The organism is Janthinobacterium algoris, assembly GCF_051380935.1.
Taxonomy (GTDB): domain Bacteria; phylum Pseudomonadota; class Gammaproteobacteria; order Burkholderiales; family Burkholderiaceae_D; genus Janthinobacterium.
On the sequence record NZ_JBNYXZ010000015.1, the window covers coordinates 174440 to 186678 of the forward strand.

Annotated in this window: 11 protein-coding genes and 3 tRNA genes; 1 reads left to right on the top strand and 13 read right to left on the bottom strand. The window is 60.6% G+C overall.

Features of this window, described 5'->3' with window-relative positions; translation table 11 throughout:
- Positions 1-51: 51 nt before the first annotated feature.
- Together cysS and ACQ4W7_RS21470 are read right to left on the bottom strand one after the other, a co-directional pair.
- Positions 52-1428 (bottom strand): cysteine--tRNA ligase, encoded by a 1377-nt coding sequence (gene cysS, locus ACQ4W7_RS21465; RefSeq protein WP_436533093.1) that lies wholly within the window; start codon positions 1426-1428, stop codon positions 52-54.
- A gap of 238 nt (positions 1429-1666) precedes the next feature.
- Entirely contained in the window at positions 1667-2908 is a 1242-nt protein-coding gene (locus ACQ4W7_RS21470) for an MFS transporter (protein WP_436533095.1), read from the bottom strand.
- Positions 2909-3045: 137 nt separating this feature from the next.
- Between ACQ4W7_RS21470 and ACQ4W7_RS21475 the strand changes: the two genes are divergently transcribed.
- Complete coding sequence (locus ACQ4W7_RS21475) at positions 3046-3876, top strand: AraC family transcriptional regulator (RefSeq protein ID WP_436533097.1); 831 nt, start codon at positions 3046-3048, stop codon at positions 3874-3876.
- A 42-nt stretch (positions 3877-3918) separates the two neighbouring features.
- Here the strand turns inward: ACQ4W7_RS21475 and aqpZ are convergent, their stop codons facing one another.
- From aqpZ to ACQ4W7_RS21530, 11 genes are all read right to left on the bottom strand, one after another.
- Entirely contained in the window at positions 3919-4608 is a 690-nt protein-coding gene (gene aqpZ, locus ACQ4W7_RS21480) for an aquaporin Z (RefSeq protein ID WP_102121034.1), read from the bottom strand.
- 219 nt (positions 4609-4827) lie between these two features.
- Entirely contained in the window at positions 4828-5238 is a 411-nt protein-coding gene (locus tag ACQ4W7_RS21485) for a GNAT family N-acetyltransferase (protein WP_436533099.1), read from the bottom strand.
- Positions 5238-5696, bottom strand: coding sequence for an Ivy family c-type lysozyme inhibitor (locus ACQ4W7_RS21490; RefSeq protein ID WP_436533101.1), 459 nt, complete (start codon positions 5694-5696; stop codon positions 5238-5240). Before ACQ4W7_RS21490 ends, ACQ4W7_RS21485 begins: the two co-directional genes overlap by 1 nt.
- Positions 5697-5761: 65 nt before the next feature.
- On the bottom strand, positions 5762-6172 hold the full coding sequence (locus tag ACQ4W7_RS21495; protein ID WP_436533103.1) for a hypothetical protein: 411 nt from the start codon (positions 6170-6172) through the stop codon (positions 5762-5764).
- Between the two features lie 35 nt (positions 6173-6207).
- Positions 6208-7383 (bottom strand): amidase family protein, encoded by a 1176-nt coding sequence (locus ACQ4W7_RS21500; RefSeq protein WP_436533105.1) that lies wholly within the window; start codon positions 7381-7383, stop codon positions 6208-6210.
- Positions 7384-7589: 206 nt separating this feature from the next.
- The gene (locus ACQ4W7_RS21505) at positions 7590-8165 is read right to left on the bottom strand and encodes an elongation factor P (protein WP_100876390.1); all 576 of its coding nucleotides are present in this window, start codon (positions 8163-8165) and stop codon (positions 7590-7592) included.
- Positions 8166-8300: 135 nt separating this feature from the next.
- Complete coding sequence (gene earP / locus ACQ4W7_RS21510) at positions 8301-9470, bottom strand: elongation factor P maturation arginine rhamnosyltransferase EarP (protein ID WP_436533107.1); 1170 nt, start codon at positions 9468-9470, stop codon at positions 8301-8303.
- Positions 9471-9573: 103 nt separating this feature from the next.
- Positions 9574-9649 (bottom strand) — tRNA-Glu (locus ACQ4W7_RS21515).
- 57 nt (positions 9650-9706) lie between these two features.
- A tRNA-Glu gene (locus ACQ4W7_RS21520) sits at positions 9707-9782 on the bottom strand.
- Positions 9783-9903: 121 nt separating this feature from the next.
- Positions 9904-9979, bottom strand: a tRNA-Glu gene (locus ACQ4W7_RS21525).
- Between the two features lie 184 nt (positions 9980-10163).
- Positions 10164-11258, bottom strand: a complete 1095-nt coding sequence (locus ACQ4W7_RS21530) for a DUF5694 domain-containing protein (protein WP_436533109.1) — start codon at positions 11256-11258, stop codon at positions 10164-10166.
- Positions 11259-12239 lie beyond the last annotated feature (981 nt).

Consider the following 12239-nt stretch of genomic DNA (forward strand, 5'->3'; position numbering starts at 1 on the left):
CTCCCGCGTTCATCAGGCAACCATTATGCCCCGACGGCACGCATAAGCCACTCACAAGGCGCGCGCCTGCTGGCCCTGCGGCGTATCGTCGATGTCATAGCCGGCCGCGCGCGCCAGTGCGCGCAAGCGGTCCGCCTCGACCCACTGGCGCTGCGCGCGGGCGATGGCCCTTTTCGCCATCCATGCCTGCACCTGCTGCGGCACCGCCAGCTGCGCCGGCTGCCAAGCCAGCAGATCGAGCCCCAGGGCTGCATCGAAGCGGGCCATGGTGGCTTTCTTCACAGCGTCCGGCAGCTCGCTTTTCAGCAGTTCCCAAGCCACGGCCAGCGCGCGCGGATAATTCAGGTCATCGTTGATGCACGCCGTAAAACGCGCCAGCCACGCCGGATCGGCATCGTCGTCCGCATCACCCAAGCCATGCATGGCCACGCGCAGGCGCGCCAGACCGCTGGCGGCGGCGCGCAGGGCGTCATCCGTAAAATTGAGGCTGCTGCGGTAATGGGCGCCCAGGCACAGGTAGCGGTAGGCCAGCGGATCGATGCCCTGCTCCAGCAGGCTTTGCAGGCGCAAAAAGTCACCCGAGGATTTCGACATCTTCGCATCCTGGGTCTTGAGGAAAGCACCGTGCAGCCAGAAATTGGCCAGGCGCGTGCCATGGCGCGCCTGCGTTTGCGCGATCTCGTTGCTATGGTGGACAGCCACGTGGTCTTCGCCGCCGCAATGGATGTCGAAATACGTGCCCAGGTGCTTTTCCGCCATGGCCGAGCATTCGATGTGCCAGCCGGGGAAACCCAGACCCCAGGGGCTGTCCCACTCCATCTGGCGCTGGCCCGGCACGCCGCTGAACTTCCACAGCGCGAAGTCGCAGATATCGCGCTTCTCTCCCAGGTCCACCCGCTTGCCCGCCTGCAGGCCATCGCGCTTCAGGCGCGCCAGCTTGCCATAATCATCCTGGCGCGTGGTGTCGAAGTAAATGCCGTCGTCGGTGCGGTAGGTATAGCCCTTGGCTTCCAGGTCGCCGATGAACGCGATCTGTTCCTCGATGTGGTCGGTGGCGCGGCACCAGACGGTGGGCGGTAGTATATTGAGCTGGCGCAAATCCTCTTCAAACGCGCGCGTGAATGCGGCGGCGATGTCCCAGGCCGACTCGCCGCTGCGCCGGCTGCGCGCTTCGACCTTGTCGTCGCCGCTATCCGCGTCCGACGTCAAATGACCCACGTCCGTGATATTCATCACATGGCGCACCTGCAAGCCGTTGAACGCGAGCGCGCGGCGCAAGCCGTCGACGAACAGATAGGTGCGCAGGTTGCCGATGTGCGCGTAATCGTAGACGGTGGGGCCGCAGGCGTACAGGCCCGCCTGGCCCGGAGCGATGGGTTCAAACGGCCGCAGGCTGCGGCTATACGTGTCGTACAAATGGAGTGTCATGCGGAACTTTCATGCGCGTTGCGGAAAAAGAAAATGGCCACAGGTTTTTCAACACTGTGGCCATCGGAATGAGGAGTAAAAAGTTTAACGGCGCCGGGCCGCATCCTCACGAAGCCAGGTGCACGGACACAGCGCAGCAGCGGCGCCGGATGCAAGAGCTGGAGGGAGGATGGAATAGATCATGGGAAGAATATCGCATGCGCGCCGGCAGGCCGTCAAGCCCGCCGGCGCCACTGTCTTACTTTTTCGCCTGCTCGATATGCGGCAGCAGCACCGTCAGGATGCCCAGCAACGGCAAGTAGGAGCAGACTTTGTACACATAGGCGACGCCCGACACGTCGGCCAGGTGGCCCATGGCGGCGGCGGCGATGCCGGACACGCCGAACATCAGGCCAAAGAAAATCCCCGCGATCATGCCCACCTTGCCCGGCACCAGTTCCTGCGCAAAGACGACGATGGCGGAAAAGGCGGAGGAAATAACGAAGCCGATGATCACCGTCAGCACGGCCGTCCAGAACAGATCGACATACGGCAGCAACAAGGTAAACGGCGCGGCGCCCAGGATGGAAATCCAGATCACGCGCTTGCGGCCGATGCGGTCGCCGATGGGGCCGCCCATGAAAGTGCCGGCGGCCACGGCGGCGAGGAAGAGGAACAGGTACAGCTGGGCCGCGCCGATGGACAGGTGGAACTTGTCCATCAGGTAAAAGGTGTAGTAGCTCGACAGGCTGGCCATGTAGATGTACTTCGAGAACACCAGCAGGGCCAGCACGCCCAGCGCACCTATCACCTTGTTGCGCGACAAGTTTGGCCCATGGCCGCCCGCTTTCGGCTTGAAGCTGGCCAGGTGGCCGCTGTACCAGTGGCTGACCTTGTACAGCACGCCGATGGCCAGCACGGCCAACAGACTGAACCAGGCGATATTGCCCTGTCCCCGGTTCACGATGACGGCGGCCGCCAGCAGCGGCCCCAGCGCGGAGCCCACGTTGCCGCCCACCTGGAACAGCGATTGGGCAAAGCCGTAGCGTCCGCCCGACGCCATGCGCGCCACGCGCGACGCTTCCGGGTGGAAAGTCGAGGAACCGACACCGATCAGACCCGCAGCGATCAAGAGGGTCGGAAAGGTCGAGACGATGGACAGCATTAGCACGCCGGCCAGGGTAAAACACATGCCGACCGGCAACAGGAATGGCAATGGACGGCGGTCCGTGTACAAGCCGATCCAGGGTTGCAGCAACGATGCCGTGCACTGGAACGTCAGGGTTATGAGGCCGACCTGGGTAAAACTGAGTGAAAACTCGGCTTTCAGCATCGGATAAATCGACGGCAACAAGGCCTGGATCAAGTCATTGAGCAAATGCACGAAGGCGACGGCGCCCAGGATGTGCATGGCCAGACCGGATTGTTGTTGGAGACGAAGAAGCGAGGGGGCCGCCGGCACGGACTTGGCCAATGCTGGGGCAGGTGTGGTTGTGTGCATGTGTCTTCCGCAATGATCGGGCACGGCGGCGGCCCGGCAAAGAAGCCAGTATAGTATGGTCACTGAACTGATGACTTCCAATAATCGTCGCCCAAGTGACAACTGAGTGACAATCAGGTGACAATCCAACGGCCCACATGCACACCCACCACCCCACCCAGACCCATCCCGATGGCGTGCCGTTCAGCCGCAGCACCAGCTCGCACGATTACCAGCACGTGCCGCGGCCCGTGACGGCCATGTCCAGGCAATATGCGGCTGGCGACTACACGGCGCCGCACAGCCATGTGCGGGCGCAGCTGCTGTATGCGACGCAAGGTGTGATGCGCGTCTCCACCGAACATGGCGTGTGGATCTTGCCGCCCCGGCGCGCCCTGCTGATCCCCGTGGGCGTCGTGCATGAAGTCCACATCTTGAGCGAACTGAGCATGCGCACCGTGTATATCGATGCGCAGGTGGCGGCCCCCCATGGCGCCGGTTGCAAGGTATTGGAAGTAAGCCGGCTGCTGCGCGAGCTGATCCTGGCCTTGCTGGCCGAACCGATCGAATATGCGCTGGCGGGGCGCGGCGACTGGCTGGCGCACCTGATCCTGTCGGAACTGACGGCGGCCGATACGGTACCCCTCGCCATACCCTGGCCCCGCGACCGTCGCCTGGTGGCCGTCTGCTCGGCCATCATGAGCGCGCCCGGCAGCCGGCGCAGCATCGAGGAATGGGCGCAGGATGCGGGCGCCAGCGCGCGCACCCTGATCCGTTTATTCCCCAAGGAAACGGGCTTGCACTACCGCCAATGGCTGCAGCAAGTCCACCTGGCCGAGGCATTCTGCCGCCTGGACCGGGGCGAAGGCGTGGCGGCCATTGCCTATGCGCTGGGCTACGCCAGCCCCAGCGCCTTCAGCGCCATGTTCCGCCGCATCCTGGGCCGCACGCCGCAGCACTACTTGAGCGAGTGGCGCGCCGCCGAGTAAACGAAGAAAGCAGCCCGCAGGCTGCTTTTCTACATGTTGAACTTACTCTTTTTCGCCCGCAATCAATCGATAGGCCAGCGCACCCAGCAAGGCGCCGATGATGGGTGCCAACCAGAACAGCCACAGCTGACTGGTAGCCCAGTCGCCCACGTACAGGGCCACGCCCGTGCTACGGGCTGGGTTGACGGAGGTATTGGTGACGGGGATGCTGATCAGGTGAATCAGGGTCAGTGCCAGGCCGATCGGCAGCGGGGCGAAGCCGGCCGGGGCGCGCTTGTCGGTGGCGCCCAGAATGACGATCAGGAAGAACATCGTCAGCACGATTTCAATCACCAGCGCCGACAGCATTGAATAGCCGCCCGGCGAATGCGCGCCATAGCCATTCGAAGCAAAGCCCTTGCTGACATCGAAACCGGCCTGCCCGCTGGCGATCACGTACAGCACGCCGCCAGCCACGATGGCGCCCAGCACTTGCGCAATGATGTATGGCAACAGTTGATTGGCGGGAAAGCGGCCACCGGCCCACAGGCCGATCGACACGGCAGGATTCAAATGGCAACCCGAGATGTGGCCGATGGCGTAGGCCATGGTAAGCACCGTCAGACCAAACGCCAGCGCCACGCCAGCAAAACCGATGCCAAGGCCGGGAAAGGCGGCGGCGAGTACTGCACTGCCGCAACCGCCCAGCACCAGCCAGAACGTACCGAGAAATTCGGCGCCATATTGTTTCATGATGTATTCCTTTAAAGTAAAGAGAAAACGTGCCAGGGACGACCAATCGGACCGCTCACCAACTTTGCCTGCGCCCGGGGCGACGACAAAGCACAGCACCAGCAACGCACCGCACGCTGCAAAGCGCGAATAATGACATGATGCCATTATCAATGCAACATTATTTCGTATAATAATGCCAATAGTTCTCTTGCCATTTAAAGGTTTTTTTGATAATTTCTATAGCGCGGGTCGGCGCATGTATTTTTGTGGCGCCTCCAATGGCGCAAAACCAAAGCCCGCATACAGGCCATGCGCGTCATCGGTCCCCAGCATCCAAACGACACCGCGCAACCGTGCATCGCCGAGCACGGCGGCCACCATCTGCTTGCCATATCCGCGCTCCTGGAAAGCGGGCAGCACAAACACGTCGCGCAGGTAGGCAAAGTCCGTGTAATCGGTGATGACCCTGGCGAACGCTACTTGCTGACCATCTACATAGCCGCCGAAACACAGCGCATTGGCGATCCCCTTGCGCACCGTTTCAATCGCCACGCCACGCTTCCAGTAAGACTGTTCGCTCAGGTAGCGGTGAATCATGGGCACGTCGAGTTCGTCGCGCTCGCTGGAGATGCGCAGTGGCGCGTGCATCAGTTCTTCAACAGCAAGTCGGCTTCGGCGATGCTGGGCTGGCCGAAGTACACGGTGCGCACGCCACCCTTGGCATCGCTGCCCATATACACGCCCGTCATGCTGCGCTCGACCGGGTCGTACAGGATGGTGTAGTGGTGGCCGCAATTGTGCGGTTCGCAGACGCTGCTGAGCAGGCGCGCCTTGCCGTCGATCTCGACGGGCTTGAGCGGACTGGCCACGCCGTCGGGCACCCAGCGCTGCCGTTTCAGGCCGGCTTTTTTCAAGCCCACGTTGAAGGCATTGCGAAAGGCGTAGTCCGCCTTGTAGACGTCGGGGAAATACGGGCAGGTGTGGCCACCATCGCAGCTTTGCGCTTGCTCAATGAGCGACAGCTTGGGCGTTCGCGCTTGCGCCGGCATGGCGGCCAGCGCCACGGCGGCGGCCAGGAACAGGGGGAACAGCAAACGTGCGGACATGCAATCTCCTAAAAACATCGGCTAATGCGGGTAGCATAGCAGAATGCCATGCTTGCACACCGGCATCAAGGAGAGCAGCGGATGCCGACGACCCCGTTGACCTTGCCTTCCGGCCAGCCCGTCTCGCGCCAGCGGTACACGCCGGGCGCGACGATGATCATCTGCCATTCCACCAGCTTGCCAGCGGCATTGAGGCGGGTTTCATTGTCATAGCGCAGAGTCAGGCTATGCTCCGTTTCCGCCACCACCGTCGCGGCAAAGCGGTTGGTTTCACCCAGCTTGCTTTTCCAGGTGCGGTCGTTGAAGATCGCCAGCCGCTGATGGTCGTCAGACAACTGCATGCGCGTAAAGTGCCGCGCTTCTTCGCAAACACTACTGGTATTTACGCTGTCGGACCAGCTGCCTGACAGGTGCGCGGCATCAAAAGGAGTCGGGGTGGCGGCCACGGCCGCACTCAGCAGCAAGGTTGCAAGCATAGTTTATCGAAGGAAAGCGAAAAGTATCATCATGGTCAACGCAGCGCCTGCGTGATGCTGGACGGCAATGCAGGTGTGCGCCGGTGCAACGTCGCCTGCTCGTAGGCATAGGCCATCGCAATGAGCGGCATTTCGGCGTGGGCAGGGCCGATGAAGGACAAACCGATGGGCAAGCCCTTTACCACGCCGGCCGGCACCGTGATATGCGGCAAGGCGGACTGCGCCTGCGCTACGCCATGGCATGTGGGCCCCACCAGCGCATCGAGCCGATGCGCGCACAGCAACGCTGCGATGCCGCCAGGCTCGGACGCGGGCGGCGGCTCGATCAGTTCCGCCCCCTGTTCGCGCAGCACCAGCAGTGCCTGCTCGATCACGGCATCGGTCCCGCCACACTGGCCGAACAGGTGGCGCGCCACGCCGATGCGGCGCCCCTGCAAGCCGGCGACATCAAGCACCATGCCATCGGCCAGGCGCTCGCCAGTCAGTGCGGCGAGCAGCCAGGCCGCCTCGCGCACGCTGGGCGCCATCGGTCCTGCCGTGGCTGGCTCGCTGCCCTGCCCGCTGGCAGCCCTGCCCGTGGGCTTGATGGCGACCAGGCCGCACGTTGATGCGGGCGCGACGATGGAGCCGTCCGCCGCGCTGTCCACGGCCAGGATAGTCAGACCAGCCCAGCTGGCACTGGCATGCGGCACGCTGACGGCGGCCCACTGGCGCAAATTGCTTTTGCCGATGATGACGGCGCCGGCCGCGCGCAAGCGCGCCGCCACAAAGGAATCGCAGCTGGCATGCGTAGCCAGGGGCGACTGCGTGCGCGTCTTCATGCGGTCGCCCGTAGCAATATTGTCGCGCAAGACGATGGGGATGCCATGCAAGGGGCCGCGCACCTTGTGCACTTGCCGCTCACGGTCCATTTCCAGGGCAATTTTCAGCGCATCGGGATTGATTTCAATGCCGGGATAGGCACGCGCGCCGATGCTGCACAGGGAGCGGATGCGCCCCAGGTACTGCGACGTCAGCGCATGCGAACTGAGTTTGCCTGCCTGCATCATCTGCTGTTGCGGCAAGACGCCCGCATCGAGCAGATGGGCCATGGGGCTGGCGGGCGCCGTGGCACGGGTCAGTACGGGACGCGACACGCGCGCCGACACTGCCGCCGCGGCAGGCGTCACGCCCCGATAGGCGCTATTGCGCGACATATGACTACGCTGCATGGTATCTCCAGGAAACCTCAATGTTTCTAACGCAATAGTGTGCTACCCACAGCATAGCAGTCCTTACAACTCAATTGTTGTCGAAGGGAATTATTTTTCAAGCAAAAAAAACGCCGCCCGAAGGCAGCGTTTCTTGATGGTCAAGCACTGGGGCAAGCCAGGCCGGCGTTTGCCTGGCCCTGCGGGCACCGCAGCGTGACGATTTATCAGTTGCGTACGACACGCTTGTATTCGTTGGTACGGGTGTCGATTTCGATGACGTCGTCTTGTGCCACGAACAGCGGCACTTGCACGATGTGGCGGTGCGCGTCGATGGCGTTTTCGATCTTGGCTTCTTTCAGGACGTTGCCCGAAGTGTTGCCCTTGACTGCAGGCTCCGAGTACACCACTTGACGGGCGATGGTCGTAGGCAGTTCAACGGAGATGGCTTTGCCGTCGTAGAAAATGGCTTCGCATTCCATGCCATCTTTCAGGTAATGAAGTGCATCGCCCAGGTTTTCTTCTTCGATTTCATACTGGTTGTACTCGGTGTCCATAAAGACGAACAGCGGGTCGGCGAAGTACGAATACGTCACTGGCTTTTTATCCAGAACAACAACGTCAAACTTGTCGTCGCCGCGGAACACGTTTTCCATCGGGGTGTTCGTCAGAAGATTTTTCATCTTCCATTTGTAGGTGAAGCCCGTGCGGCTCGAACCGTTGACATCAGAACGCAACACGATCATTGGCTTGCTGTCGACCATGATGATATTGCCAACACGAATTTCTTTTGCGGGTTTCATAGGAATGTACGTAAAAAGTGGGTTGCATGAAGACCATCTGCCGCCTGTGCGCCATCAGCGCCGCAAGCTTGCGTTTGATCGGTTAAAAATACGTTAGAAATAACCGGGCATTTTACCTTAATTTTTGGCAAGCGCCTATCTCGTCGCGCCGGCGAACGCCAGCAAGTTACTTGCCAGATCGCCATTGGACTGCATCTGCAGCTGCCAAGCCTGCGCGCGCGCGCTGATGCGCGGCAAATCGGCCTGCAAGGCGAGCCACAGCTGCGTCCACGGGAAGGCGTCCGCGCTGGCGCCATTCCAGGCCAGTGCCGCTTGCACCAAGCTGTCGATGGCCCCATCCGCATCGGTCGCATAGCGCTGCAAGAAGGCGCGCAATTTCACGTGGTGCAAGTTTTCGTCCTGCAGGTAGATATGCCAGAGAAAAGGCCGGCCGGCCCATTGCGCCCGCACAAAAGAATCCTCGCCGCGCACGAGATTGACGTCGCAGGCCCACAGCAGGCGGTCGTAATCGTCTTGCGGCACAAAAGGCAGCACGCGCACCGTAAGCGCGCCGCGCGTACGCGCCACACCAGCCACCGCTGCATCGTCGCCGATAAACGCTTGAACGGCATCGAACGCGACGCCTTCCGGCGCCAGGCATGTCACGGGCTCGCTACCCGCCTGCCACACGCTAAACAACTGGGCGACCGGAGCGGACGGGTAGCAGAACAGCGATACCTTTAAAGCAGACATTTCTGCCGCCGTCACGCCGAATTGCCCCAGGAATGTCGCCATGGCGGCCGCATCGGCCTGGAACGCCAGCCGCTGCTCATCGAGCGCCGCTTCGCGCAGCAAGCCGCCCGTTTTATTGGTGAAACCGGGAAAGAAAAAATGCTTGATCATGCCATGGCGCGGCGACGTCAACGCATGGCAGCCCTCGACCCACTCTTCCGCCGTCAAGCCTTCCAGGTTCAGCCACACAGGGTGCGGCGCGCACTGCGCCATGGCGGCGATGTAGCCGGGCGGAATGTCGCAGGCAAAAAACTCGATGACGATATCGGCGATATCGGCAGGTACAAACACGCCATCCTGGCCGCGCCAATGACGAATCATGACGTCGGACATTTGCTGCGCTTCGGCAGCCACATCGATTTTAGGACAGATGCGCTTGAAACTGGATAAATCATCAACCCACAGGGTAACGGCCACGCCGTGCTCGCCGCTCAACTGCCGCGCCAGGCGCCAGCAAATGCCGATATCGCCGTAGTTGTCGACGACTTTGCAGAAGATAGCCAGAGATGGTGCGCGAACGCTAGATAATGGCATGAGCAGGCAAAGAAATGAAGGGAAAAACGTTGGCATGCCGGCAAATAACAAAAAAGCCGCACTGTTACCAGGCGGCTTTGTTGTTGGCTGATTCAGCCGGTCTTGGCGTCCCCAAGGGGATTCGAACCCCTGTACTCACCGTGAAAGGGTGATGTCCTAGGCCTCTAGACGATGGGGACAGAAAATCTGTCCTGAATGCGCTACCCTGCATCCCGACCTGTCACTACTTGCGAATCTGGCGTCCCCAAGGGGATTCGAACCCCTGTACTCACCGTGAAAGGGTGATGTCCTAGGCCTCTAGACGATGGGGACAGAAATCTGTCCTGAATGCATTACTTTGCATCCCGACCCGGTACTGCAGCAATCGCAGAAACAAAAAAGCCTGACTTGTCAGGCCCGTTCAGCACTGCACTCTTACTTTACAACTGAATCCTGGCGTCCCCAAGGGGATTCGAACCCCTGTACTCACCGTGAAAGGGTGATGTCCTAGGCCTCTAGACGATGGGGACTGTGCTGGCTTTACTCTCAGCCGACTCTTTGTTGAAGGCTTTGCTTAACCCCTCAAAAAAGCGTGCGCGAAGTTTAACACGAAGCGATTCACGAAATCAACTGCTGACCTCTTATTTTCCATCTTATTGCACTTCCCGCCCCCATGAAAAGGCGATGATGGCAGGAAGGCAAGCAAACGAGCCATCAGTCTTCCTGACGCAGGACAGCGTCCGTGCCGACGATGCGCACATCATGCATCTGGTTCAAATAGGCTTCCAGGTAAGCCTTGTGCGACGCCCCCACCACCACCAGCACGCGCATGCCGGGCCGGGCCATCATGACTTCGCGGATATTCGATGCCACGCGCAAATTGCGCGTCTCCCAGTAGGCCACGTAGTTACGGCCATAATGGCGGGGCGACGGCTCTTCGAGCGCCGCGCCGAAATCGCTGCGGAAGACCATCTCGGCCTGGCCAGGCTGATTGTAGGCACGGTACATGGCCAGCACACCTGACGGCGTCGCCAATGCCGCTTCCAGCTCTGCACTGATACGCTTGCGCTGTGCCGTATGCGGGTTGTCCCACGCCCTCACGATCGCCTCGCCGGCAGCCTTTTCGTCCTGTGCATTGTCGGCGGGTGCGTCCGCCGTGTGATCATCCATGGCATACACCAGCTCGTGCCCGCTCTTCGCCGCCACCACGGCAGCGATCAAGACATCTTCGCCACGCCGCTGCATCCTGTCATTGAGCATCGCCACCAGACTCTCATCGAGCCCGTCTCCCACCCGTCGCTCCTCCACCGGAAGGCGCAGCCATTGCACCAGCGCGGACGCCCGCTCGCCACCCGCCAGGAACAGCGACGCCAGGGTGCGCCGCTGCGCGGCGGATGGCACCTCCGGCCAAGCGGCCAGCAAGCGCTGCGCCTGCACGGTGGCCGCCACCACCTCCAGACCGGTCACTGCCCGCGCGGGAGCGGGGTCCCAGCAATAAGACTTGATCGTGTCCGCATAGCGCTGCGGGTAGCTGCGCAAGTATGCGCATTGCAGGCCGGATAAAGCCTCGATGGCAATGGCTTGCGGCTTCCAGCCCAGCAAGCGCGCGTTCAAGGCGCTCAGATGCGCGGGATCAAACGACTTCGGCAACTGCGACAGGTGCGGCGTGCCCAGCACCATTACTTCATTGATACGCCCCGATTGCAACTTGTGCGCGGCAGGATCGAAGGGAGCGGCAGATGCTGCGGCAGCGAAAGCCGGAGCGGGAAAGAAAGCGGCAAACAAAATGCTGGCAAATAAGCGGGACATTCCACCTCCGGATTTGAGTAATTCCATGAAAACTGACAGGCACAAAAAACTGCCGCATGCGCAAACTTGGCCATCGGCAGCTTCAACGCCAGAAATCTTAAACATCCGGCACTACAATCTCCACCCAAAAGCGATGAATGGTAAAAATGGTATTCCGAAACGCAAATGATGCGGATATGCCGCGCGCAAGCAGCAAGGAAAGCAGAGAGTAATGGCGAAAAAAAGCCGCTCAAGGCGACTTTGATTATTATGTGATTTCTGCGCTATTGGTGGAGGTTTGCGGGAGCTAACCGCTGACCTCTTGCATGCCATGCATGCGCACTAACAGCTTAGCCACATTCCCCAGAGGGGTATGGCGGAAAGCGTCGCAGAAATAAAAAAAGCCGCTCAAGGCGACTTTGATTATCATGTGATTTCTGCGCTATTGGTGGAGGTTTGCGGGAGCTAACCGCTGACCTCTTGCATGCCATGCATGCGCACTAACAGCTTAGCCACATTCCCCAGAGGGGTATGGCGGAAAGCGTCGCAGAAATAAAAAAAGCCGCTCAAGGCGACTTTGATTATTATGTGATTTCTGCGCTATTGGTGGAGGTTTGCGGGAGCCAAGCGCTGACCTCTTGGATGCCATGCATGCGCACTAACAGCTTAGCCACATTCCCCAGAGGGGTATGGCGGAAAGCGTCGCAGAAATAAAAAAAGCCGCTCGAGGCGACTTTTATTATCATGTGATTTCTGCGCTATTGGTGGAGGTTTGCGGGAGCTAAGCGCTGACCTCTTGCATGCCATGCATGCGCACTAACAGCTTAGCCACATTCCCCAGAGGGGTATGGCGGAAAGCGTCGCGGAAATAAAAAAAGCCGCTCGAGGCGACTTTGATTATCATGTGACTTCTGCGCTATTGGTGGAGGTAAGCGGGAGCTAAGCGCTGACCTCTTGCATGCCATGCAAGCGCGCTAACAGCTTAGCCCTATTCCCCCTAGC

Coding starts and splice junctions, on each gene's coding strand:
- ACQ4W7_RS21470 (WP_436533095.1), bottom strand. CDS start 2,908: ATGCACACAACCACACCTGCCCCAGCATTGGCCAAGTCCGTGCCGGCG.
- cysS (WP_436533093.1), bottom strand. CDS start 1,428: ATGACACTCCATTTGTACGACACGTATAGCCGCAGCCTGCGGCCGTTT.
- ACQ4W7_RS21500 (WP_436533105.1), bottom strand. CDS start 7,383: ATGCAGCGTAGTCATATGTCGCGCAATAGCGCCTATCGGGGCGTGACG.
- ACQ4W7_RS21475 (WP_436533097.1), top strand. CDS start 3,046: ATGCACACCCACCACCCCACCCAGACCCATCCCGATGGCGTGCCGTTC.
- ACQ4W7_RS21490 (WP_436533101.1), bottom strand. CDS start 5,696: ATGTCCGCACGTTTGCTGTTCCCCCTGTTCCTGGCCGCCGCCGTGGCG.
- ACQ4W7_RS21495 (WP_436533103.1), bottom strand. CDS start 6,172: ATGCTTGCAACCTTGCTGCTGAGTGCGGCCGTGGCCGCCACCCCGACT.
- ACQ4W7_RS21485 (WP_436533099.1), bottom strand. CDS start 5,238: ATGCACGCGCCACTGCGCATCTCCAGCGAGCGCGACGAACTCGACGTG.
- ACQ4W7_RS21505 (WP_100876390.1), bottom strand. CDS start 8,165: ATGAAACCCGCAAAAGAAATTCGTGTTGGCAATATCATCATGGTCGAC.
- aqpZ (WP_102121034.1), bottom strand. CDS start 4,608: ATGAAACAATATGGCGCCGAATTTCTCGGTACGTTCTGGCTGGTGCTG.
- earP (WP_436533107.1), bottom strand. CDS start 9,470: ATGCCATTATCTAGCGTTCGCGCACCATCTCTGGCTATCTTCTGCAAA.
- ACQ4W7_RS21530 (WP_436533109.1), bottom strand. CDS start 11,258: ATGTCCCGCTTATTTGCCAGCATTTTGTTTGCCGCTTTCTTTCCCGCT.